The sequence below is a fragment of the Streptococcus sp. 2022WUSS083 genome (genome assembly GCF_044427155.1).
GTDB classification, from domain to species: Bacteria; Bacillota; Bacilli; order Lactobacillales; family Streptococcaceae; genus Streptococcus; species Streptococcus hashimotonensis.
In genome coordinates this window covers 182,719-205,891 of sequence record NZ_JAOTGK010000005.1, presented here as the reverse complement: position 1 = coordinate 205,891, position 23,173 = coordinate 182,719, and the positions used below count along the sequence as shown (strand labels likewise).

Sequence of the window (23,173 nt, the reverse complement as noted above, 5' to 3'; positions counted from 1 at the left end):
GTTGAAAGATAGTGCTGTCCTTGTCGCTCTTATCACAGTTTCTGGAGGGGTTGTTGGTACGTTAATCAGTACCATTTCAAATTTTTTTATTGGAAAACGTGATAATGAAGTTAAACAAGGTCAAAAAGAAATCATCCAGTCGTTGGATGTCTTAAAAAACGACAATATAAAAATAAAGGCAGACTTAGCTAGTAATGCAGAGGAACTTGACAAGCTAAAAAAGAACTCTAAGGACATCACTAGATACCGCTTGTATCACGACATGACAAAAGACATTCTAAATGGCTATACCACATTAGAAAACAAGCGTGAAATAGCTAAACTATTTGACTCTTACAAAATGTTGGATGGAAATGGTGAGATTGAAATGATGTATAAAGAGGAGTTTATTGATTTGCCTTTGCGAAAGGAGAAGAAAGATGAAATTGACAAACAAGCAATATGACGTTGCCAAAACAACGGTAACCATCGTAGCACCAGCTGCAATCACTTTAATTTCTGCTTTGGGTGCTTTGTATGGATTTGATGCAACAGTAATCAACGGAACTATTGCAGCCGTGGCAACTTTTGCTGGTACTGTACTTGGTGTCTCTAGCAAGAATTACCACCAAGAAAATAATTAGTGAGGGGTATCATGAAAGCGATAGGGAAAATTCTACTGATTTTGGTCTTGATACCGCTATTTATTGTGATTAGCTTTGTTGTTTTCTTGGTTAGCCCGTTTTTAGAATTATTAATGAAGGGGGATTGACATGCTAAATCAGATTGTTTTGTATTCCAAGAATTTAGCCAATGCTAGAGCAGGTGTTGATAAAGACGGTGCATGGGGTTACCAATGCGCAGATTTATCTTGTTTTATTGTAAAAAATTGGCGTGGTGTTGACATTTGGGGGAATGCTATTGATTTGTTAAATAGTGCAAAAGCGCAGGGCATTAAGGTTGTGCCGTATGTACCTGGCATCAAACCTAAGGCAGGGTGGATTTTTGTCATGCACTACGTTGCAGGAGATGGTATTGATTATGGTCACACTGGCGTAGTTGTCGAGGACAGCGATGGCAACAGTATGCGTACCGTTGAACAAAACCTTGCGGGTAATCTTAACGTTGGCAGTCCAGCACAATATCATGTCCGTAGTATGAATGGTATGGTTGGCTTTATTGTGTTGGCAGATTCTCCAGATTCAGAACCAGCCAAACAAATAGAAACCGGTCGTATTGCTGAAACTGGGGTATTTACTTTGAACAGTACAGCAATCAATGTACGCCGACAGCCCCACCTTTCTGGCGAAATTGTCGCAACATATCAAATTGGCGAAAGTGTAACCTATGATAGTTATCTAACTGCTGCTGGTTACCGCTGGATTAGTTGGATTGGTCGTAGTGGCAAGCGTAGTTATATGGCTATTGGTCAAGTCGATGCTAACGGTCGCCGTATAAGTTTGTGGGGTACATTAAAATAACCCAGAACAGCCTAGATTTGACTTTCAAATAGCAAGGGGTATGATTTACTCTAGAATACAAAAATAATCGCTCTAGGATAAAATCTAGGGCGATTTTGACTATTTTAGAAACATTTTGCGAATTGATAAGTAAGAGGTGATTAAAATGAATGAAGTACAGTATATTTTTTTAGAGGCTAAAGCCAAAGGATTGTTTGGCGATACCGTGGATGTTGTCAGAAAGAATGGCAAGATATTTGATTTTGTCCTACCAGGCGAGCAAGTTCTATCTCATGAGGTTGTAACCAATGAGCCATTGGCAAGTGTATTGGTGGAGATTGCTAGTTACTAAGAGTTTTAGATACGCTAATTGAAATGTTAGTCGTTTTGGGGATCATTAGCCTGCTCTTGCTCTTATTTGTGCCAAATTTGAGCAAACAAAAGGATGCTGTTCAAGAGAAAGGAAATGCGGCTGTTGTCAAAGTAGTGGAGAGTCAGATGGAGCTCTATGAATTGGAATATGACGAGGAAGCAACGGTGGAGGATTTGCAACAGGCAGGTTATATTACTGAAAAACAAGCAAAACAGTATGCTACGGCGAAAAAATAAGGCTTTCACCCTGTTTGAAAGCCTGCTGACCTTGTTTGTTGTCAGTTTTTTAGCTGTTTCCTTATCAGGAACAGTACAAACGGCCTTTTGGTCTGTTCAGGAAGAAATTTTTCTCTGGGAATTTGAGGCCATCTATAAAGACAGTCAGAAATTGGCAGCTAGTTCCCACCAAAAAGCGAACCTTACTATCGGTGGACAGGAAGTTACAAATGGTTATCAGGCTGTAGAGGTGCCCAGAAACGTAGAGGTTTTAGAGGAGAAAACTATTCAGTTTGAAGAAGATGGTGGAAATTCTTCTCTGACCAAGATTCGTTTTCGGCTTAGTCGAAAGACAGTCACGTATCAATTATATATAGGGAGTGGTCGCTATAAGAAAACAGAAGAATAAGGCTTATATTTTGCTAGAAAGTCTGGTTGCCCTTGCGACCCTAGTGACTATTTGCAGCTTGATTTTATCAGCTGTGGATGCAGGTCGTAGGCGACAGGATTGGGAATTGGAACAACAGGAGGTTCTCAATCTAGCACAGATGGCTGTTCAGACCGGGCAAGATAACCTAGCCTTAAACGGTGTTACAGTTCAGGTTCAACGAACAGCGGATAAGATTGTTGTTTTCCACGAGGGAAAGGAGGTTTTATCGGTTGTTAAAAAGTAAAATTCCTGCTTTTACACTCTTGGAATGTTTGGTGGCTTTAATCATCCTATCAGGAAGTCTTCTGGTCTTTGAAGGCTTGTCAAAACTGCTGGTCCAAGAAGCGCATTACCAAGGTCAGACCGTTCAAAAGGAATGGTTGGTCTTCTCTAGTCAATTGCGGTCGGAGTGGGACCAGGCTGAATTGGTCAAGGTTGAAAATGGCAAGATTTATGTCAACAAAGGCGAACAGGCTTTGGCCTTTGGCAAGTCACGGTCGGATGATTTTCGGAAAACAAATGACAGGGGACAGGGTTACCAGCCCATGCTCTATCAGGTGGATAGCGCAGCTATTTCCCAAGAAAACCAGCTGGTGCGCATCGACTTTAGCTTTAAAAACGGAGAGGAGCGGGCCTTTATCTATGCTTTTAAAGAAAAAAGTTAAGGCGGGCATCCTGCTCTATGCCCTTTTGATGCTGGCGGTTTTTAGTCTTTTGCTTCAGTTTTATCTACACCGCCAAGAGGCTGAGAGTCGCTTGGTACAGGTGGCAAGGCAAGAAACGACTGCTTATATCATGGCTCAGATGGTCTTGGATAAGGTCGAGCAGGACCTGCAAGTAGAAAAAATAGTTACGGGAGCGGTAGTGAATGAAAAGGAAGCAAATTTAACCACAGGTTCTAAGCAGAAGGAGAATAGAGGAAGGGTCTCCTTTCAAGAGGGACAGGCTCGTTATCAACTTAAAGGAGACCAACTATTGGTTACAGTTGGGTTAACAAGTGATGGTCTGTATACCTATCAATTTCCTTTGGGGCTATCATCAGAAGGAGGGTGAGTTGACTCGCTCTCCTTTTTGGTGCAAAGTCTGTGAAATTTTGATAAGATAGGAGTATGAATTTTGAAAAGATCGAACAGGCTTATGACCTGCTATTAGAAAACGTACAGACTATCCAAAACCAGCTAGGTACCAATATCTATGATGCCATGATTGAGCAAAATGCTGCTTACGTAGCTGGTCAGCATGAGACGGACCTTGTTGTCAATAACAATCAGACCTTGAAACAACTAGATTTAACCAAGGAAGAATGGCGTCGTGCCTACCAATTCCTGCTCATCAAGGCCAATCAGACTGAACCCATGCAGTATAATCACCAGTTCACACCAGACTCTATCGGCTTTATCCTATCTTTCCTAGTAGACCAATTGGTGCCGACTCAAAAGGTGACGGTTCTGGAAATTGGTTCGGGGACAGGCAATCTAGCTCAGACCATTCTTAACGCCAGTCAGAAAGACTTGGACTATCTGGGGATTGAAGTGGACGACCTCTTGATTGATTTGTCGGCAAGTATTGCGGATGTCATGCAGGCAGATATTTCTTTTGCTCAGGGAGATGCGGTACGTCCGCAGATTTTGAAGGAAAGTCAAGTAATTTTGGGAGATTTGCCTATTGGCTACTATCCAGATGACCAGATTGCTAGCCGTTATCAGGTCGCCAGCCCAAATGAACATACCTACGCCCATCATTTACTCATGGAACAATCCCTCAAATATCTAGAAAAAGATGGCTTTGCGATTTTGTTGGCTCCAAATGATTTATTGACTAGTCCGCAAAGCGATTTGCTGAAAGGTTGGTTACAGGAGCAAGCCAATATTGTTGCCATGATTGCCCTGCCACCAAATCTCTTTGGGAAGGCTGCTATGGCCAAGTCTATTTTTGTCTTGCAAAAGAAAGCTGCAAGATCGTTGACGCCGTTTGTTTATCCCTTACAAAGTCTTCAAGAACCAGAAGCTATTCAGAAGTTCATGCTCAATTTCAAAAATTGGAAGCAAGAGAATGCAATTTAAGTGAAAATCTGTTATACTAGTTAGGAAAACGCTTTAAAAGAGGTAAGATATGTCAAAAACAATTGCAATTAATGCAGGTAGTTCAAGTCTAAAATGGCAACTTTATCAAATGCCAGAAGAAACAGTATTAGCGGCAGGGATTGTTGAGCGCATCGGTTTGAACGATTCCATCTCAACAGTTAAGTATGATGGGAAGAAAGAAAGTGAAGTTTTAGATATTCCTAATCATACGGTTGCGGTTAAGATTCTCCTAGAAGACTTGCTTAAACACAACATCATTGCTGCTTACGAGGAAATTACTGGTATCGGACACCGTGTTGTTGCAGGTGGAGAGATTTTCAAAGAATCAGCTGTTATTGGACCAAAAGAGGTTGAGCAAATTGAAGAACTAAGTGCTTTGGCACCGCTTCATAACCCTGCTCACGTAGCAGCAATGCGTGCATTTGAGGAAGTACTACCAGAAGTTTTGAATGTAGCTGTTTTTGATACAGCCTTTCACACTACGATGCCAAAGCATGCCTATCTTTATCCGATTCCACAAAAGTACTATACCGACCACAAGGTTCGTAAGTATGGAGCTCACGGAACTAGTCACTATTATGTAGCGCATGAGGCAGCAAAAGTATTGGGACGTCCGATTGAGGAATTAAAATTGATTACGGCTCACATCGGAAACGGTGTATCTATTACTGCCAACTACCACGGTCAATCAGTTGACACTTCTATGGGCTTCACTCCTCTAGCTGGTCCAATGATGGGTACTCGTTCGGGAGATATTGATCCAGCGATTATTCCTTACTTGATTGCAAATGTTGATGAGTTGAAGGATGCTGCGGATGTTGTTAACATGCTGAATAAACAATCAGGTTTGCTTGGTGTATCGGGTTATTCAAGTGATATGCGTGACATTGAATCAGGTTTGGAAGCTAAGAACCCAGATGCTGTTTTGGCTTATAACATTTTTATCGACCGTATCAAGAAATTCATTGGTCAATATTTTGCTGTTTTGAATGGTGCAGATGCCCTTGTCTTCACAGCAGGTATGGGTGAAAATGCACCGCTTATGCGCAATGACGTAGTAGAAGGTTTGTCTTGGTTCGGTGTCGAAATAGACCCAGCTAAGAATGTTCGTGGTGCGAATGGTGACATTTCAACGCCAGAATCAAAAGTTCGTGTCTTGGTTATTCCAACGGATGAAGAATTGGTTATTGCGCGTGAAGTTGAACGTTTGAAATAAGAAAAACGAACTGGTAGTCGGAGACTGCCAGTTTCTCTTATAGTTTATACCTTTAGAAAGGTATAGTTTTTAGCAAGTGGTCAAAATATATAGTGTGTGATACAATAGACTAGCAAAGAAATTTGCACAGAGTAGATGGTTTGCGTCAAGTGTATGTGGATGGGATGTTGCCACATAACGAAGCTGATCTTTGCTTGCATCTGATGTCTCCTAGAGTAGGAACATTGGTCCTGGCTGAGAGTAGCGCGGTAAACCATTGCATCCGCTGTCGAATACACACGACAGCTCCATTTTTTGAAAAAGGAGCATTTTTTATGGAAAAGAAAATTCCAAAACTAACGGTGCAGTTGTTGGCTACTATTGCGATGACCCTTGCCTTGGTCATGATTGTGGAGAACTATTTCTCTATTCGGATTTCTGATACTTTACAGGTTCAGTTTACCTTCATTCCCAATACTATTTTGGGAGCTATTGCGGGTCCAGTTTGGTCAGCTGTCTTTGCGGCTATTTCAGACCCAATATTTGTCTTGTTTAGTGGGCAAACGGTCCTCTTCACTTGGATTTTGATTGAGGCGGTATCTGCTTTTATCTATGGCTGGTTCTTCTATCGAAAACCGCTAGACACCAAGAACAAAGCTGATTGGCTCTATGTTGCTGGGATTGTTGTCTTGATTCAGGTTGTGATTTCCTTTATCATGACACCGATTGCCCTCCATTTCCATTTTGGAACACCTTGGATTGCCCTGTATAGCAGTCGTTTCATAAAAGCTATTTTTGAAATTCCATTACGCATTGTCGTGACCATGCTTGTCTTGCCAAGTTTACAAAAAATACCTGAATTGGCCAAGTTAATGGGCATTAAATAAAACAGTATCGAGCAACAGGTCATCCCCCTGTTGCTGCTTTTGTAGAGAGGGAATCATGAATTATCAAGAAACTCGCCGGTGGCTATCTAGTCGTCCTGCATCAGATTTAGAAAACGGCGTTGCACGTGTCAGCTGGCTCTTGGGGCGCTTGGACAATCCCCAGCTTCAAGTGCCGACCGTACACTTTGTGGGCACAAACGGTAAAGGTTCGACCCTCAATGCCCTGCAGGCTATCTTGCAGTCTTCGGATTACACCGTCGGCCGCTTTACATCACCGTCTATCATTGATTTTCGAGAGCAGATTGTCTACCAGCAAGAGATGATTTCGGAGGAGGATTTTGCGAGGATTGTGACAGACTTGCAGCTTTTGATTGAAGACTTGGACCAGACGGCTGGACTGGATGCCATCTCGGAGTTTGAGATTGTCGTGGTGGCTATGTTTGTCTACTTTGCCTACTACCAGCGTCCCGACATTCTCTTGGTGGAGGCAGGCATGGGCGGTTTGCAGGATGCGACCAATGTCCTTAATCCTCTAGCGGTGGTTTGTCCCTCCATCGGCTTGGATCATCAGATTTTTTTGGGAGAGACCCACGCAGCCATAGCCCGTCACAAGGTTGCCGTCTTGCGTGAGAGGGTTCCTCTCATCTATGCGACCGATTTGCCAGAAGTGGAGGCAGTGTTTGAGGATCACGCCAGTCAGCTTCAGAGTCCGACCTATGCGGTGGGACGGGAGATTCTTTTGGAAAATAGCAGAGCAGGCTTTGCGGTTTCAAGTCCTCTCGGCCGTGTGGAAGAGTTAACGCTACAGATGCAGGGTCGTCACCAGGAGGTCAACGCAGCCTTGGCAGTGACAACAGCTCAGCTCATTAAACCTCATTTTCCAAAAATTACCAATGAAACCATCCGCCAGGGCTTGTCCCAAGCCATCTGGCCGGGCCGCTTAGAATTGATACAACCAAGGCTCATGATTGACGGAGCCCACAATAATGAAAGTATCGCCGTCCTGACACAACTCTTGGAAGAAAAGTATGCTGACAGGGATATTGAAATCCTCTTTGCGGCCATCAATACCAAGCCTGTGGACCAGATGTTGTCCCAGCTTAGCCAATTTGGACCTGTTAGCGTTACGACTTTTGACGATTTCAGAGCGGTACAGTTAGAAGATTATCCGTCAGGCTATGAACGAGTTCAGACCTATCAGGAGTGGTTGGAGCAGGCGGACTTGGACAATCCCAAAAAACTCTACCTGATTACAGGCTCGCTATATTTCATTACCTATGTGAGGAAGTACATTTTAGAAGAACTTGTATAGAAAAAAAGGCTTTGCCGGGCATTCAACCCAGCAAAGTCTTTTGTTTTAATAATTTTTAATCAAATCAACCGTTGAGCGGTCTAGTTTTTTAACGATGGCCTGCAAGAAGGCTTGGGCTTCTAAGAAGTCATCCATATTGTAGAGGGTTTGGTGAGAGTGGATGTAACGAGCGCAGACACCGATAGTTGTTGATGGAACACCATGGTTTTTCAAGTGGGCTGCACCGGCATCTGTTCCACCTTTACCACAGTAGTATTGGAATTTAACACCAGCTTCTTCGGCAGTTGTGAGGAGGAAGTCTTTCATGTTTTTTAACATGATATGACCTGGGTCATAGAAACGAAGCAGAGTTCCGTCACCAATTTTTCCTTGGTCGCCATAAATATCACCTGCGGGTGAGCAATCAACAGCGAGGAAAATGTCTGGATTGAACTTGGTTGTAGAAGCATGAGCTCCGCGTAGGCCAACCTCTTCTTGCACATTTGCCCCGGCAATCAACTGATTTGGCAATGCTTGACCGGATAGGTTTTCCAGTAATTCAGTCACCATAAGGACACCGAAGCGGTTGTCCCAAGCCTTAGAAATAACATTTTTTCCGTTGGCAGTTAGAATTGTTTCATTTTTGGGAACGAGGACATCCCCCGGCCGAACGCCGAACGCCCAAGCTTCGTCATAATTGGCAAAACCAGCATCGAAAATAATATCAGCAATGGCAGGCAGGCCAGGAGCGTTAGCCCCACGTGAAAGGTGAGGTGGTACTGAGCCTGAGATGGCTGGAATGGTACGACCGTCCTGCAACTGAAGAGTGAAGGCCTGGCTAGAAACAACCAGAGGATTCCAGCCACCTAATTCGACAACACGGAAAGTACCGTCTGGCTTGATTTGGCTAATCATAAATCCAACCTCATCCATGTGGGCGGCCACTAGGATACGAGGAGCATTTTCAACAGCCGTATCCTTGATGCCAAAAATTCCACCTAGTCCATCTGTTTCGATGCGGTCCACATGCGGTGTGATTTTCTGGCGGATGTGGTTGCGAACCTGTCCTTCAAATCCCGGTAAGCTTTGCAATTCTGTAACTTCTTTAATTTTTTCAAAAAGAGTCATTATTCTTCCTCCATGACATGATTACTACTATTTTATCACGAAGAGCTAGACTTGTCCTACTATTATGTCAAAAGGATCTTCTCAGCTGTCACAAGTCCAATGGCATTTTTGGGAAAATTCCTGGGAAATATGATAAAATAGTCAACATGAAAAAGAAAAAGACAGCCTTGCTAGCAGGCTTATTGGGGGCAGGTGTGCTCACCGCTAGTGCTCAATTTTACCGTAAAATCCAAGAAGACCGTAAAAAAGCACAGGCCTTGCAGGAGGTGCGTGACTTTTTCGCTGATTTAGGAGAGATTGCCACGGTCTATGTGGATGAAACGGCTTCTACGCAGACCACTCTTATCGGAGGGGTTGTGATGGAGGCAGGACAGGTATTTTTGTTTGAAAATACCAAAGGTTCTATTCAATACAGGGAGGAAGAAAGATGATTTTTCCAACAAATCTTGAAGAAGTAGCTGCCTTGATTGAAGATGGCAAGCCGACTGTTTTTCTATTTGTGACAACTTGGTGTGGAGATTGCCACTATATCAAACCGCATGTGCCAGCTATCGAAGAAGCTTTTCCAGATCTCCGTTTTGTGCAACTGGATCGAGATGACTTTATGCCTTTGGCACAGGAATGGGCTATTTTAGGCATTCCAAGTCTAGTTGTTTTGGAAAATGGTAAGGAAATCGGTCGTTTTGTCGATAAGAATCGCAAGACCAAGGAAGAAATCATGAACTTCTTATCTGGACTGGGTAGATAGATTAGCAGAGAAGCTCTGCCATTTCCCAAAAGAAAGGAAAGAACATGAAGAAATCACTAGGAAAAATCCTTCTAGCACCTGTGGTGCTGGGGTTGAGTTTGAGTCTTTCTCCCTTGGTGCAGGCTGAGATTCAAACAGATGTTATCAATGAAAAATGGGGCAAGCCAACACTAGTCTACGGTGGAGGTTTGTCAGATGCGCAGGCGACAGAGGTTAACAATCTATTTGGTATTTCGGATGTTAATAATGTTAGCCGTCAGGTGGTTGTTGGCACGGATATGGACCAATATTTAGGTACATCTGGAGCGGACACAGCCTCCCTCTATTCATCTGTCTTGGTGCAAAAGCAGGACGCTGGAAAAGGGGTTGTGGTGGACATCAAGACACCGCAGAACATCACCTTGATTACTGAAACGCAGTATGCCAATGCGGCCATTACTGCCGGTGCGACAGACGTCTTGATTGACGTTGCAGCACCCATTCAGGTGACGGGAGAGTCCGCTCTGACAGGTGTTTACAAGGCTCTTGCAGCCAATGGTGAAACAGTTGATACCGCTCGAACTGAAGTAGCTCAACAAGAGCTAGAGACAGTCAATGAAGTGGCAACGGCTCACACAGGTGACACTAATTTTGATAGTTCAGCCTTGGATAAGGCGGTAGCGGAAATCAAGACAGCTCTTGCCGACTACAAAAAGTCCAATGGTCAGGTAGCTTCTGAATCAGACATCAATACTATTATTAACGATGTCTTGGCCAATAACGGTTTGGAAAATGTCATCACAGCAGATGAAGTTTCAAAATTGGTTACCTTTGCCAAAGCTTATCAGGAAACCTCTGCCATTGATTCGGCTGAGGTTGCTGCCCAGCTCAACCAGTTCAAACAACAGGCGGAGCAACAAATTTCAGAAGCCTATAAGAATCTACAAGATTCAGGGATTTTAGAAAAAATCGGTGCCTTCTTTGAAAATCTTTGGAAAGGCTTGACCGGTCTATTTGCATAAAGGAGAAATGAAAAAGAAATGATTTTTACATATAATAAGGAACACGTCGGCGATGTTCTGATGGTGATTGTTGCTGAGGACAAGGGACAAGCTGTCCAGTTTGAACGCAAGGGTCAAGTGGCGCGTGTTTTCCTAGAGGAAACAGGAAAAACAGTGGCTTGGAATATCTTTGAAGCATCAAGTTTGATTGAGATTGCCGGAAATGGTCAGGTTTTCCTGACAGACGAGCAAGTTGCGACCTTGAATGTAGAATTGGCAAAAGAAGGTTTTACTGAAAGCTTGGTTAACGACAATGCTCCAAAGTTCGTAGTCGGTCAGATTGTGGAATTGGTTCCTCATCCAGACAGCGACCACCTCAATATCTGTCAGGTCAATGTCGGTGGTAAAACAGTGCAAATCGTAGCTGGTGCCCCAAATGCTGCCCAAGGTTTGAAAACCATTGTAGCTCTTCCGGGGGCAATGATGCCGAGCGGTAGCCTGATTTTCCCAGGGAAGTTGCGTGGTGAAGATAGCTTTGGTATGATGTGCAGTCCGCGTGAATTTGCTCTGCCAAACGCACCACAAGTCCGTGGTATTATTGAATTGGACGACTCCGCAGTGGTCGGAGAAGCCTTTGATCCAGTAAAACACTGGAAGGGATAGAAAAAGAAGAATTGGTCAGATGGCCAATTCTTTTATGCTGTTTCAATTTTTCCTTCAATAGCTTGTTGGAGTTCCGCTGTCAAAGTCTGATGTGAATTGAGTTGGAAGTAGAGACTGGACAGGAAATGCTGGAGGTTGAGCCACCGGAAGTAGTCCAGAGGTTCTTGGTTGGGAAAGTCTAGCTTGTTAATCCATTCTGCCAGCTCCTGGCTTGACACTTTTTCATTCAGCAGGAGGTAGACAGGGATTTGTGCCAGACGGATTTCTTCACCAGCGGAGAAAACTTGCTTTTGTTTCTTTAGACAAGTGACAATAGCCTGCCAGACTTCTTCGGTTTTATCATTGGGAAATTGCTCATGACAGCTTGCAGCCAGAAGAAAATCTGCTCCGTGGGCAGCGGTATGGATCCAGCCGAGTTTTTCATCGTAGCCAGACCAGTCATTTTCAATCGTCAAATAATTCAAGGCCTGTTGGAAAAGCAGTTCGCGGTCGTCAGTGCTTAAAAATGCAGAGTACTCAGAATCTTGGTCATTGTCAACAGACAGCAGAAGACAGTAAAGCAAGCAAGTAAAACTTCGTTTTAGTGTGGAGCTTTCTAGGGAAAGGGGATTGGTTTCTTGAGAGAATTGCAGTAGCGACTGTGCTTGTTCTCTTGTAATCAAACCATTTAGAAAGATGTGGCAAAAACTAGTATAAACCAGATCGTCGCGTATAGCAGGATCTGGATGACCGATGTTTTCCAGCAACCAGACTAGCTCCTGATTGGTATAAGCTTGGGTGGCTTGCAACTTTGAGGTAAGGATATTTTTCATCTATTTTTCTCCTTTTTCATCGTTTTATCATCTTTCCTACGAATAAATAAGTAGGAGGATAAAAAATGTATAATAAAATCATTGCAATCGGTCGCTTGACGGCCCAACCGGAACTGACTCAAACGCCAAATGGCAAAAATCTGACTCGTGTTACAATTGCTGTGAATCGCCGTTTCAAAACAGAAAATGGCGAGCGTGAGGCAGACTTTTTGAATGTTATTTTCTGGGGAAAACTGGCGGAAACACTTGTCTCTTATGGTAGTAAAGGAAGTTTAATTTCTATTGATGGTGAGTTGCGGACGCGAAAATACGAAAAAGATGGCAGCAACCACTATGTGACCGAAATCTTGGGCAATACCTTCCAGTTGCTCGAAAGCCGCGCCCAACGTGCCATGCGAGAAAATAATACTGGCGATGACCTAGCTGACTTGGTCTTGGAAGAGGAAGAATTGCCGTTTTAATATCCGTCCCAAGACCGATGGAGAATGTTGAAAAGTAGGTTATACTATAGTCAATCCTAAATATTTTTCATATCTCCTTAAAAACGCTGACGAAAGTTGGCGTTTTTTGCTGTTCATTTTCTATATTTCCACCATTCTACTAGCATAACAATCAGTGACAATAGGATAACGCCGTAGAAGAAAAAGATGATGTAATGAGGGTGGCTAAAGAAAAATATCCAGACTAGCCAGAGTAGATAGGCGAATATCATTTTCCCCCAAAAGCCTAATTTACGTTTTAAAAACCATTCTGCAAAACTTTCGTAGGCTGAAAATCGGCTTTCTAGGTAATCTGTTTTTAAATCTCTAAAAATTTTCATGAATACCCCCTAACTTGTTAAAAATAGTATAGCATAGTTTACCAATAATGAATAGGTAAATTCTATCTCATACTTAAGAAGGATTTTCACGAAAAAGGAATAGAATTTTCTTGACTATTTTTGACCAAGTGATACAATAGGAAATGTGAATTAGCACTCGGAGGTAAAGAGTGCTAAAAAGACCAGGAGGTAATACTATGTTGAAACCATTGGGCGATCGTATCGTCGTAAAAATTGAAGAAAAAGAACAAACAGTTGGTGGATTTGTCCTAGCAGGTACAAGTCAAGAAAAGACAAAAGAAGCAAGTGTCCTAGCGATCGGACAAGGGATTCGTACCTTGAATGGTGACTTGGTTGCCCCAGCAGTGGCAGTTGGAGATACTGTTTTGATTGATGCCCATGCAGGATTGGAAGTTAAAGACGGAGACCAGACCGTTCACATCATCCGTGAAGCAGACATTTTGGCAATTGTAGAATAGAGGTAGAAAAATGGCAAAAGAAATTAAATTTGCAGCAGATGCACGTGAAAGCATGGTCCGTGGTGTCGATATTTTGGCTGATACAGTCAAAGTAACCTTGGGGCCAAAAGGTCGTAATGTTGTCTTGGAAAAAGCTTACGGTTCACCACTCATTACCAATGACGGTGTGACCATTGCTAAAGAAATCGAGTTGGAAGACCATTTTGAAAATATGGGTGCTAAGTTGGTATCCGAAGTGGCTTCAAAAACCAATGACATTGCTGGTGACGGTACAACAACTGCCACTGTTTTGACTCAGGCTATTGTTCGTGAAGGTTTGAAAAACGTAACTGCAGGTGCCAATCCAATCGGTATCCGTCGCGGGATTGAAGCAGCAGTTGCAACAGCAGTTGAGGCTTTGAAAGCACAAGCAAGTCCTGTATCGAATAAAGCTGAAATTGCTCAAGTCGCAGCAGTATCTTCCCGTTCTGAAAAAGTTGGTGAGTACATTTCAGAAGCTATGGAGCGCGTGGGAACAGACGGTGTTATCACCATTGAGGAATCTCGCGGTATGGAGACAGAATTGGATGTGGTTGAAGGTATGCAGTTCGACCGTGGTTATCTGTCACAATACATGGTAACAGATAATGAAAAGATGGTGGCTGAGCTTGAAAATCCATTCATCTTGATTACCGATAAGAAAATTTCTCATATTCAGGATATTTTGCCGCTTTTGGAAAGCATTCTCCAGACTAGTCGTCCGCTCTTGATTATTGCTGACGATGTGGATGGCGAAGCTCTTCCTACTCTTGTTCTCAACAAGATTCGTGGTACCTTCAACGTTGTTGCAGTCAAAGCTCCAGGCTTTGGTGACCGTCGCAAAGCTATGTTGGAAGACATTGCGATCTTGACAGGCGGTACAGTGATTACAGAAGACCTTGGTTTGGACTTGAAAGATGCGACCATTGAAGCACTTGGTCAGGCTGCTAAAGTTGTGGTCGACAAAGATGGTACAACCATTGTTGAAGGTGCTGGAAATCCAGAAGTCATTGCCAACCGTGTCGCTGTTATCAAGTCACAGATTGAAGTGACGACTTCTGAATTTGACCGTGAAAAATTGCAAGAGCGTTTGGCTAAATTGTCAGGCGGTGTTGCAGTTATCAAAGTCGGTGCCGCTACTGAGACTGAGTTGAAAGAAATGAAACTCCGTATCGAAGATGCCCTCAACGCAACACGTGCAGCAGTTGAAGAAGGAATTGTTGCTGGTGGTGGTACTGCCCTTGTCAATGTTATCGATAGCGTAGCAAAATTGGAGTTGACAGGTGATGATGAAACAGGACGCAATATTGTCCTGCGCGCCTTGGAAGAACCAGTACGTCAGATTGCCTATAACGCAGGCTATGAAGGTTCAGTTATCATTGATAAATTGAAGGATTCTGAGCTTGGAACAGGCTTTAATGCTGCGACAGGCGAATGGGTGAATATGATTGAGGCAGGAATTATCGACCCTGTTAAGGTGACTCGTTCAGCTCTTCAAAATGCGGCTTCCGTAGCCAGCTTGATTTTGACGACAGAAGCAGTCGTTGCCAACAAACCAGAACCAGCCGCTCCAGCTATGCCACAAGGTATGGATGGAATGGGTATGGGCTACTAAGAAATAGCAAAATGACACAGCTGATTGGCTGTGTTTTTTCTTGAAAATTTCAAACATATCTATTTGACAATGGGTTTGGGATATGGTACTATATTAGACGGTACTTTTTACTTTTGGTCTCTCAAGAGTGTACAGGGACGTGCTGACAATTGTTGCAAAAGTACACACAGATAGGGGTTGTCACCAATGCCTTATCACCAAAAATAAAAAATATATACAGGAGAATGTAGATGCCTACAATTAACCAGTTGGTACGTAAACCACGTAAGTCTAAAGTAGAAAAATCTAAATCACCAGCTTTGAACGTTGGTTACAACAGCCGTAAAAAAGTTCAAACAAACGTTTCATCACCACAAAAACGCGGTGTTGCAACTCGTGTCGGAACAATGACACCTAAAAAACCTAACTCAGCCCTTCGTAAATTTGCTCGTGTACGTTTGAGCAACCTTATCGAGGTTACTGCTTACATCCCAGGTATCGGTCACAACTTGCAAGAGCACAGCGTTGTTCTTCTTCGTGGTGGACGTGTAAAAGACCTTCCAGGGGTACGTTACCATATCGTTCGTGGTGCACTTGATACTGCAGGTGTTAACGATCGTAAGCAAGGCCGTTCTAAATACGGTACTAAACGTCCAAAAGGCTAAGAAAGGGGAAATATAAATGAGTCGTAAAAATCAAGCGCCTAAGCGCGAAGTATTGCCAGATCCATTGTATAACTCAAAATTGGTAACTCGTTTGATTAACCGTGTTATGTTGGACGGTAAACGTGGTACTGCTGCATCAATCGTTTACGGTGCCTTTGATCAAATCAAAGAAGCAACTGGTAACGATGCACTTGAAGTATTTGAAACAGCAATGGAAAACATCATGCCTGTACTTGAAGTACGTGCACGTCGTGTCGGTGGTTCTAACTACCAAGTTCCAGTTGAAGTTCGTCCAGAGCGTCGTACAACACTTGGTCTTCGTTGGTTGGTAACAATCGCTCGTAACCGTGGTGAGCACACTATGATCGATCGCCTTGCGAAAGAAATCATGGATGCAGCAAACAACACTGGTGCAGCTGTTAAGAAACGTGAAGATACTCACAAAATGGCAGAAGCAAACCGCGCATTCGCACACTTCCGCTGGTAAGATAGGATATTTTAGCGTTAAACAAATGCTAGCCAAAATAGGAAAATTGACGCAGAAACTTCAGTTTCTAGGAGATTTTATCTTTTTGGCAGACATTTGTAGCTAAAATTCAACTAAGATTAAGATACGAGGGCGTCAAGCAACTCCTAAACAAAATAGGGAAGCGAAGCAGATTGCTGTGCAATCAATGAGGTTCTCACCTAAAGGTAGCCCCATTTGTAATTGGCTAAAGCCAAAACAACTGCGTCTCTTTTTGTCAGTGAGTTGTAGCCCGAGTTCAATTAGGATGTGAGGACGTTAAGTCAGTTCTACATAAATCAATTGAGATTATGGTAGCAACTTATCGTTCAACCATCACAAATCGGATTGAGGCTTGCCTCATCCACTTCACACCATTAGTAAGAACTTAAGCGGGTGGGATTTGCCCACTCGCTTTTCTTAAAATATGGTATAATCAGAATAGAAATCTAAAAATATAGGAGAACAAACCTCATGGCACGCGAATTTTCATTAGAAAAAACTCGTAATATCGGTATCATGGCGCACGTTGACGCGGGTAAAACAACGACAACTGAGCGTATTCTTTACTACACTGGTAAAATCCACAAAATTGGTGAAACTCACGAAGGTGCATCACAAATGGACTGGATGGAGCAAGAGCAAGAGCGTGGTATCACTATCACATCTGCTGCGACAACAGCTCAATGGAACAACCACCGTGTAAACATCATCGACACACCAGGACACGTGGACTTTACAATCGAAGTACAACGTTCACTTCGCGTTCTTGATGGTGCAGTAACCGTTCTTGACTCACAATCAGGTGTTGAGCCACAAACTGAAACAGTATGGCGTCAAGCAACTGAATACGGTGTTCCACGTATCGTATTCGCTAACAAAATGGATAAAATCGGTGCTGACTTCCTTTACTCAGTGAGCACACTTCATGAGCGTCTTCAAGCAAATGCTCACCCAATCCAATTGCCAATAGGTTCAGAAGATGAGTTCCGTGGTATCATCGACTTGATCAAGATGAAAGCTGAAATCTATACTAACGACCTTGGTACAGATATTCTTGAAGAAGATATTCCAGCTGAATACCTTGAGCAAGCTGAAGAATACCGTGAAAAATTGGTTGAAGCAGTTGCTGAAACTGATGAAGAATTGATGATGAAATACCTTGAAGGTGAAGAAATCACAAATGACGAATTGAAAGCTGCTATCCGTAAAGCAACTATCAACGTTGAATTCTTCCCAGTATTGTGTGGTTCAGCCTTCAAAAACAAAGGTGTTCAGTTGATGCTTGATGCAGTTATCGACTACCTTCCAAGCCCACTTGACATCCCTGCTATTAAAGGTGTTAACCCAGATACAGATGCTGAAGAAGAGCGTCATGCATCAGATGAGGAGCCATTTGCAGCTCTTGCCTTCAAGATCATGACTGACCCATTCGTAGGTCGTTTGACATTCTTCCGTGTATACTCAGGTGTTCTTAACAGCGGTTCATACGTATTGAACACTTCTAAAGGTAAACGTGAGCGTATCGGACGTATCCTTCAAATGCACGCAAACAGCCGTCAAGAAATTGAAACTGTTTATGCAGGTGACATCGCCGCTGCGGTTGGTTTGAAAGATACTACAACTGGTGACTCATTGACAGATGAAAAAGCAAAAATCATCCTTGAGTCAATCCACGTTCCAGAACCAGTTATCCAATTGATGGTTGAGCCTAAGTCTAAAGCTGACCAAGACAAGATGGGTATTGCCCTTTCTAAATTGGCTGAAGAAGATCCAACATTCCGCGTTGAAACAAACGTTGAAACTGGTGAAACAGTTATCTCTGGTATGGGTGAGTTGCACTTGGATGTCCTTGTTGACCGTATGCGTCGTGAATTCAAGGTTGAAGCAAACGTAGGTGCTCCTCAAGTATCATACCGTGAAACATTCCGCGCTTCTACACAAGCTCGTGGTTTCTTCAAACGCCAGTCTGGTGGTAAAGGTCAATTCGGTGACGTTTGGATCGAATTCACACCAAACGAAGAAGGTAAAGGTTTCGAGTTCGAGAATGCTATCGTTGGTGGTGTGGTTCCACGTGAATTCATCCCAGCGGTTGAAAAAGGTCTCGTAGAATCTATGGCGAACGGTGTTCTTGCTGGTTACCCAATCGTTGACGTTAAAGCTAAGCTTTACGATGGTTCATACCACGATGTCGACTCATCTGAAACAGCCTTCAAAGTGGCAGCATCTCTTGCCCTTAAAGAAGCAGCTAAATCAGCTCAACCAACTATCCTTGAGCCAATGATGCTTGTAACAATCACTGCACCAGAAGATAACCTTGGTGACGTTATGGGTCACGTTACTGCACGTCGTGGTCGCGTTGATGGTATGGAAGCTCGTGGTAACACACAAATCGTTCGTGCTTATGTTCCACTTGCTGAAATGTTCGGTTACGCAACTGTTCTTCGTTCAGCAACACAAGGTCGCGGTACTTTCATGATGGTATTTGACCACTACGAAGATGTACCAAAATCTGTACAAGATGAAATCATTAAGAAAAACGGTGGCAATGCATAATTGCTAACCAAGGCAGCTTCGGCTGCCTTTTTCTATGTAAGTTCCTGCATTAAAGTATGCAAACTCTTGCAATTTTCGGTAAATAGTTATATAATAAAAACGTTGAAAAGATGCTTGTAGGCTTACAAGTTAATATTTTCACAAAAGGATTAAAAGGCTTGCCTTTTAAAATAAAGAACTCGATTTTCATAAGGAGGAAATCATTCATGGTAGTTAAAGTTGGTATTAACGGTTTCGGACGTATCGGTCGTCTTGCTTTCCGTCGTATCCAAAACGTAGAAGGTGTTGAAGTTACTCGTATCAACGACCTTACAGATCCAGTAATGCTTGCACACTTGTTGAAATATGACACAACTCAAGGTCGTTTCGACGGTACTGTTGAAGTTAAAGACGGTGGTTTCGAAGTTAACGGTAAATTCGTTAAAGTTTCTGCTGAGCGCGAGCCAGGAAACATCGACTGGGCTACTGATGGCGTAGATATCGTTTTGGAAGCTACAGGTTTCTTTGCTTCTAAAGAAAAAGCTGAGCAACACATCCACGCTAACGGTGCTAAAAAAGTTGTTATCACTGCTCCTGGTGGTAACGATGTTAAGACTGTTGTTTTCAACACTAACCACGACATCCTTGATGGTACTGAAACAGTTATCTCAGGTGCTTCATGTACTACAAACTGTTTGGCACCAATGGCTAAAGCTCTTCACGATGCATTTGGCGTTCAAAAAGGTTTGATGACTACAATCCACGGTTACACTGGTGACCAAATGGTTCTTGACGGACCACACCGTGGTGGTGACCTTCGTCGTGCACGTGCTGCTGCTGCAAACATCGTTCCTAACTCAACTGGTGCTGCTAAAGCTATCGGCTTGGTAATCCCAGAATTGAACGGTAAACTTGACGGTGCTGCACAACGTGTTCCAGTTCCAACAGGTTCTGTAACTGAATTGGTTGCAACTCTTGACAAGAAAGTAACTGCTGAAGAAGTAAACGCTGCTATGAAAGCTGCTGCTACTGAATCATTTGGTTACACTGAAGACCAAATCGTATCTTCAGATATCGTAGGTATCTCATTCGGTTCATTGTTTGATGCAACTCAAACTAAAGTTATCGAAGTTGATGGCGAGCAATTGGTTAAAGTTGTTTCATGGTACGACAACGAAATGTCTTACACTGCACAACTTGTTCGTACTCTTGAGTACTTCGCAAAAATCGCTAAATAATCCTTAGTGAAAATCGAAGAGGCTTCGGCCTCTTTTTTTGTATTTTCGGATTGCTGGAATATGGCTGTTTTCTTATGCTAAAAATATGAATGAGATGAGTTGTTTCTGGTTTGGCAATTTTAGAATTTGAAAAATCTGATTACGAGGCGATAGTTTTAGATTTCATAACATTTGTGAAAAAAATATCTTTATGCAAGAAAAAATACAGAAAATATGATACAATGGTAAAGTAAATATAATTTAAGGAGTTCTTATCTAATGGCAAAATTGACTGTTAAAGATGTAGAATTGAAAGGCAAAAAAGTTCTTGTTCGCGTGGACTTCAACGTGCCTTTGAAAGATGGCGTTATCACTAACGATAACCGTATTACAGCAGCTCTTCCAACTATCAAGTATATTCTTGAGCAAGGTGGACGTGCAATTCTTTTCTCTCACCTTGGTCGTGTGAAAGAAGAAGCTGACAAAGAAGGTAAATCATTGGCTCCTGTAGCAGCTGACTTGGCAGCTAAATTGGGTCAAGACGTTGCTTTCATTGCAGGTGCTACTCGTGGTGCTGAATTGGAAGCAGCTATCAATGCTTTGGAAGATGGACAAGTTCTCCTTGTTGAAAACACTCGTTTCGAAGATGTTGATGGTAAGAAAGAATCTAAAAACGACGAAGAACTTGGTAAATACTGGGCTTCACTTGGTGACGGTATCTTCGTTAACGACGCATTTGGTACTGCACACCGTGCACACGCATCAAACGTTGGTATCTCAGCAAACGTAGAAAAAGCAGTAGCTGGTTTCCTTTTGGAAAACGAAATTGCTTACATCCAAGAAGCTGTTGAAACTCCAGAACGCCCATTTGTAGCAATCCTTGGTGGTTCAAAAGTATCTGATAAGATCGGTGTTATCGAGAACCTTCTTGAAAAAGCTGATAAAGTTCTTATCGGTGGTGGTATGACGTATACATTCTACAAAGCTCAAGGTATCGAAATCGGTAACTCACTTGTAGAAGAAGATAAATTGGATGTAGCAAAAGCACTTCTTGAAAAAGCTAACGGTAAATTGATCTTGCCAGTTGACTCAAAAGAAGCTAACGCATTTGCTGGATACACTGAAGTTCGCGACACTGAAGGCGAAGCAGTTTCAGAAGGCTTCCTTGGTCTTGACATCGGTCCTAAGTCAATCGCTAAGTTTGACGAAGCTTTGACTGGTGCGAAAACAGTTGTTTGGAATGGACCTATGGGTGTATTTGAAAACCCAGACTTCCAAGCTGGTACAATCGGTGTAATGGACGCGATCGTGAAACAACCAGGCGTGAAATCAATCATCGGTGGTGGTGACTCAGCAGCAGCGGCTATCAACCTTGGCCGTGCAGACAAGTTCTCATGGATCTCAACTGGTGGTGGTGCATCAATGGAACTTCTTGAGGGCAAAGTGCTTCCAGGACTTGCAGCTCTTACTGAAAAGTAAAAACTTGCGACGAAAAGAGTTGGGCAACCAGCTCTTTTCTAGTGCAAAGGCTAGATTTTCTGTGAACGTAGTGAGTTAGAAAATCAGCCTAGGTAAAGGCTAAAATGCAACGGATTTCCGTTGCATTTTGTGCATCGCGTAGAGTTTCTACGAAGCTAAGCGAGTTAGAAAGTCTAGCAAGGTGAAAAGTATTGCCTGGTCTCGCAGCACTTACTGAAAAATAGGCGGTAAGTCAGCTCAAAATATCTGGGGGATATTTTGAGGTTGGAAATAGAAGAAGCGAAGCTTCTGTCAAAAATGATTCCGTTGCTCGTCACTTTGTTTTTATAGGGTGCTAACTTCAAATAGTCCACTGGGCTATTTGAACTCCGTAAGGCTGAATAGGTTGGTCACAACTGCCATTCAGCTACCAAACAAAAATATAAATGTAAAAAGACGTTGTTTTTTTACAGCGTCTATTCGTTTATCTTACTTCTGGGTTCCTTCTTGCAGCTGATTTAAAGTGGCAGATTATTGGTTTTTTGAAAAGCTGGTGTGAACAGGAGGCTTTTCCTGTCGAGCTTAGGAGAAAAGAAAAGCTGGGCAGGTATTTGCTATTCTATTTTCCGAAATCATGTTAGAATAGAGGTATGTTAAAAAAATATACATTTGATCCAAAGAAATTTCGGTTGGGGATGCGGACGTTCAAATCGGGTTTGGCAGTCTTCCTAGTTATTCTTTTGTTTGGTTTTATGGGGTGGCAAGGGATTCAGATTGCGGCTTTGACGGCTGTGTTTAGTTTACGAGAAGACTTCGATCAGAGTGTCCATTTTGGAGCTTCTCGTATTCTGGGTAATTCTATTGGTGGTTTTTATGCGCTACTTTTCTTTATTTTGGATAGATTATTCTTAGATCATTTTTGGGTAACTGCGGTTTTTGTTCCGATATTTGTCATGTTAACGATTATGACAAATGTGGCGATGAATAATAAAGCGGGAATTATTGGTGGAGTGTCAGCTTTATTAATTATTACATTGTCTATTCCTGCTGGTGATACGATTCAATATGTGTTTATTCGTGTGTTTGAAACTTTTATCGGAGTTTTCATTGCGATTCTAGTTAATTATGATGTGAATGTTATAAAAAAACGTTTTCAGGATAAATGATGTCACAAAATATAACATCGCCTATTGACCTCAAAAAAAAATTCTCCTATAATGGTAGGCAGAAAGGAGTTCGTTATGAGAGAAAAAGAGTTTCGTCGTTCCTTAGCCATCTTTCCGATCGGTAGTGTGATGAAGTTGACAGATTTAACTGCTCGTCAAATTCGTTACTATGAAGATCAAGGCTTGATTAAGCCCGATCGCAATGAAGGGAATCGTCGCTTGTATTCTCTAAACGATATGGACTTACTTTTAGAAATCAAGGATTTTTTGGATGAAGGTTTGAATATTGCTGCGATTAAGAAGGAATATGCAAATCGGGAAGCGAAAGCTAAGGTCCAAAAGCAGCAGAAAACCTTGACTGATGAAGATGTCCGTCGTATCTTACATGATGAATTCAGTCGTCAGGGACGATTTTCAAGTCCTAGTTCCATTTTCCGTTCGTCGTAATTAGCTTTTAAAATAGAGGAGAAA

General features: G+C 42.6%; 30 protein-coding genes and 1 riboswitch. Of the genes, 27 read left to right on the top strand and 3 right to left on the bottom strand.

The window, feature by feature from the left end; all coding sequences use genetic code 11:
• The first annotated feature begins 1 nt into the window (after position 1).
• The 13 genes from ODU41_RS08240 (at position 2) to ODU41_RS08180 (ending at position 7,935) form a co-directional block, all read left to right on the top strand.
• Positions 2-445, top strand: a complete 444-nt coding sequence (locus ODU41_RS08240; RefSeq protein ID WP_226961255.1) for a hypothetical protein — start codon at positions 2-4, stop codon at positions 443-445.
• Positions 420-623, top strand: a complete 204-nt coding sequence (locus tag ODU41_RS08235) for a phage holin (protein WP_014736074.1) — start codon at positions 420-422, stop codon at positions 621-623. The genes ODU41_RS08240 and ODU41_RS08235 overlap by 26 nt, the downstream gene beginning before the upstream one ends.
• Before the next feature lie 129 nt (positions 624-752).
• Complete coding sequence (locus tag ODU41_RS08230; RefSeq protein WP_398578885.1) at positions 753-1,460, top strand: CHAP domain-containing protein; 708 nt, start codon at positions 753-755, stop codon at positions 1,458-1,460.
• Positions 1,461-1,605: 145 nt separating this feature from the next.
• Positions 1,606-1,791: a hypothetical protein gene (locus ODU41_RS08225; RefSeq protein ID WP_105116256.1), complete on the top strand. Its 186-nt coding sequence runs from the start codon at positions 1,606-1,608 to the stop codon at positions 1,789-1,791.
• Between the two features lie 23 nt (positions 1,792-1,814).
• Positions 1,815-2,048, top strand: a complete 234-nt coding sequence (gene comGC, locus ODU41_RS08220; protein WP_398578884.1) for a competence type IV pilus major pilin ComGC — start codon at positions 1,815-1,817, stop codon at positions 2,046-2,048.
• On the top strand, positions 2,029-2,436 hold the full coding sequence (gene comGD / locus ODU41_RS08215; RefSeq protein WP_105143429.1) for a competence type IV pilus minor pilin ComGD: 408 nt from the start codon (positions 2,029-2,031) through the stop codon (positions 2,434-2,436). Before comGC ends, comGD begins: the two co-directional genes overlap by 20 nt.
• A complete protein-coding gene (comGE, locus tag ODU41_RS08210; protein WP_105143428.1) occupies positions 2,408-2,701 on the top strand; it encodes a competence type IV pilus minor pilin ComGE in 294 nt (97 codons plus the stop codon). Before comGD ends, comGE begins: the two co-directional genes overlap by 29 nt.
• The gene (gene comGF / locus ODU41_RS08205) at positions 2,688-3,122 is read left to right on the top strand and encodes a competence type IV pilus minor pilin ComGF (RefSeq protein WP_105143427.1); all 435 of its coding nucleotides are present in this window, start codon (positions 2,688-2,690) and stop codon (positions 3,120-3,122) included. Before comGE ends, comGF begins: the two co-directional genes overlap by 14 nt.
• Positions 3,100-3,510, top strand: coding sequence for a competence type IV pilus minor pilin ComGG (gene comGG / locus ODU41_RS08200; protein ID WP_253222461.1), 411 nt, complete (start codon positions 3,100-3,102; stop codon positions 3,508-3,510). The genes comGF and comGG overlap by 23 nt, the downstream gene beginning before the upstream one ends.
• A 56-nt stretch (positions 3,511-3,566) precedes the next feature.
• Positions 3,567-4,520 (top strand): N-6 DNA methylase, encoded by a 954-nt coding sequence (locus ODU41_RS08195; RefSeq protein ID WP_171997572.1) that lies wholly within the window; start codon positions 3,567-3,569, stop codon positions 4,518-4,520.
• A 49-nt stretch (positions 4,521-4,569) separates the two neighbouring features.
• Entirely contained in the window at positions 4,570-5,757 is a 1,188-nt protein-coding gene (locus ODU41_RS08190; RefSeq protein WP_014637319.1) for an acetate kinase, read from the top strand.
• Positions 5,758-5,882: 125 nt separating this feature from the next.
• Positions 5,883-6,027: riboswitch (THF riboswitch) on the top strand.
• Between the two features lie 44 nt (positions 6,028-6,071).
• Positions 6,072-6,623: a folate family ECF transporter S component gene (locus ODU41_RS08185; protein WP_105143424.1), complete on the top strand. Its 552-nt coding sequence runs from the start codon at positions 6,072-6,074 to the stop codon at positions 6,621-6,623.
• 55 nt (positions 6,624-6,678) lie between these two features.
• Positions 6,679-7,935 (top strand): folylpolyglutamate synthase/dihydrofolate synthase family protein, encoded by a 1,257-nt coding sequence (locus ODU41_RS08180; RefSeq protein WP_105143423.1) that lies wholly within the window; start codon positions 6,679-6,681, stop codon positions 7,933-7,935.
• Between the two features lie 45 nt (positions 7,936-7,980).
• Here the strand turns inward: ODU41_RS08180 and pepA are convergent, their stop codons facing one another.
• The gene (gene pepA / locus ODU41_RS08175; RefSeq protein WP_398578898.1) at positions 7,981-9,045 is read right to left on the bottom strand and encodes a glutamyl aminopeptidase; all 1,065 of its coding nucleotides are present in this window, start codon (positions 9,043-9,045) and stop codon (positions 7,981-7,983) included.
• Between the two features lie 143 nt (positions 9,046-9,188).
• On the opposite strand from pepA, the gene ODU41_RS08170 reads away from it, so the two are divergent.
• Genes ODU41_RS08170 through ytpR form a run of 4 tightly spaced genes read left to right on the top strand, consistent with a single transcriptional unit; the run spans position 9,189 to position 11,433 of the window.
• Positions 9,189-9,473 (top strand): DUF4651 domain-containing protein, encoded by a 285-nt coding sequence (locus tag ODU41_RS08170; RefSeq protein WP_012774909.1) that lies wholly within the window; start codon positions 9,189-9,191, stop codon positions 9,471-9,473.
• Positions 9,470-9,790 (top strand): thioredoxin family protein, encoded by a 321-nt coding sequence (locus ODU41_RS08165; RefSeq protein WP_044676366.1) that lies wholly within the window; start codon positions 9,470-9,472, stop codon positions 9,788-9,790. The genes ODU41_RS08170 and ODU41_RS08165 overlap by 4 nt, the downstream gene beginning before the upstream one ends.
• A 44-nt stretch (positions 9,791-9,834) precedes the next feature.
• On the top strand, positions 9,835-10,791 hold the full coding sequence (locus ODU41_RS08160) for a DUF1002 domain-containing protein (protein WP_208546261.1): 957 nt from the start codon (positions 9,835-9,837) through the stop codon (positions 10,789-10,791).
• Positions 10,792-10,809: 18 nt separating this feature from the next.
• On the top strand, positions 10,810-11,433 hold the full coding sequence (ytpR, locus tag ODU41_RS08155) for a YtpR family tRNA-binding protein (protein WP_208546260.1): 624 nt from the start codon (positions 10,810-10,812) through the stop codon (positions 11,431-11,433).
• A 32-nt stretch (positions 11,434-11,465) separates the two neighbouring features.
• On the opposite strand, the gene ODU41_RS08150 is transcribed toward ytpR, so the two are convergent.
• A complete protein-coding gene (locus tag ODU41_RS08150; RefSeq protein ID WP_172005286.1) occupies positions 11,466-12,245 on the bottom strand; it encodes a DUF2785 domain-containing protein in 780 nt (259 codons plus the stop codon).
• 65 nt (positions 12,246-12,310) lie between these two features.
• On the opposite strand from ODU41_RS08150, the gene ODU41_RS08145 reads away from it, so the two are divergent.
• The gene (locus ODU41_RS08145) at positions 12,311-12,706 is read left to right on the top strand and encodes a single-stranded DNA-binding protein (protein ID WP_074391339.1); all 396 of its coding nucleotides are present in this window, start codon (positions 12,311-12,313) and stop codon (positions 12,704-12,706) included.
• Positions 12,707-12,819: 113 nt separating this feature from the next.
• Here ODU41_RS08145 and ODU41_RS08140 read toward each other — a convergent pair whose 3' ends face one another.
• A complete protein-coding gene (locus ODU41_RS08140; RefSeq protein ID WP_074391340.1) occupies positions 12,820-13,065 on the bottom strand; it encodes a hypothetical protein in 246 nt (81 codons plus the stop codon).
• A 197-nt stretch (positions 13,066-13,262) separates the two neighbouring features.
• On the opposite strand from ODU41_RS08140, the gene groES reads away from it, so the two are divergent.
• The 9 genes from groES (at position 13,263) to ODU41_RS08095 (ending at position 23,149) form a co-directional block, all read left to right on the top strand.
• Positions 13,263-13,544: a co-chaperone GroES gene (gene groES, locus ODU41_RS08135; protein ID WP_074391341.1), complete on the top strand. Its 282-nt coding sequence runs from the start codon at positions 13,263-13,265 to the stop codon at positions 13,542-13,544.
• A 10-nt stretch (positions 13,545-13,554) separates the two neighbouring features.
• Positions 13,555-15,177 carry a chaperonin GroEL gene (gene groL / locus ODU41_RS08130; RefSeq protein ID WP_398578883.1) on the top strand — a complete coding sequence of 541 codons (1,623 nt, stop codon included), beginning with the start codon at positions 13,555-13,557 and terminating at the stop codon, positions 15,175-15,177.
• Positions 15,178-15,407: 230 nt separating this feature from the next.
• Positions 15,408-15,821 carry a 30S ribosomal protein S12 gene (gene rpsL / locus ODU41_RS08125; RefSeq protein ID WP_002940030.1) on the top strand — a complete coding sequence of 138 codons (414 nt, stop codon included), beginning with the start codon at positions 15,408-15,410 and terminating at the stop codon, positions 15,819-15,821.
• Positions 15,822-15,837: 16 nt separating this feature from the next.
• Positions 15,838-16,308: a 30S ribosomal protein S7 gene (gene rpsG, locus ODU41_RS08120; protein ID WP_002940031.1), complete on the top strand. Its 471-nt coding sequence runs from the start codon at positions 15,838-15,840 to the stop codon at positions 16,306-16,308.
• A gap of 492 nt (positions 16,309-16,800) precedes the next feature.
• Entirely contained in the window at positions 16,801-18,882 is a 2,082-nt protein-coding gene (gene fusA / locus ODU41_RS08115) for an elongation factor G (protein WP_011921743.1), read from the top strand.
• A 206-nt stretch (positions 18,883-19,088) separates the two neighbouring features.
• Positions 19,089-20,099, top strand: coding sequence for a type I glyceraldehyde-3-phosphate dehydrogenase (gap, locus tag ODU41_RS08110; RefSeq protein WP_002938507.1), 1,011 nt, complete (start codon positions 19,089-19,091; stop codon positions 20,097-20,099).
• A gap of 258 nt (positions 20,100-20,357) precedes the next feature.
• Entirely contained in the window at positions 20,358-21,557 is a 1,200-nt protein-coding gene (locus ODU41_RS08105; protein WP_014637337.1) for a phosphoglycerate kinase, read from the top strand.
• A gap of 629 nt (positions 21,558-22,186) precedes the next feature.
• Positions 22,187-22,702 carry an aromatic acid exporter family protein gene (locus ODU41_RS08100; RefSeq protein WP_024414154.1) on the top strand — a complete coding sequence of 172 codons (516 nt, stop codon included), beginning with the start codon at positions 22,187-22,189 and terminating at the stop codon, positions 22,700-22,702.
• Positions 22,703-22,777: 75 nt separating this feature from the next.
• The gene (locus tag ODU41_RS08095; protein WP_002940041.1) at positions 22,778-23,149 is read left to right on the top strand and encodes a MerR family transcriptional regulator; all 372 of its coding nucleotides are present in this window, start codon (positions 22,778-22,780) and stop codon (positions 23,147-23,149) included.
• The last annotated feature ends 24 nt before the right edge of the window (positions 23,150-23,173 follow it).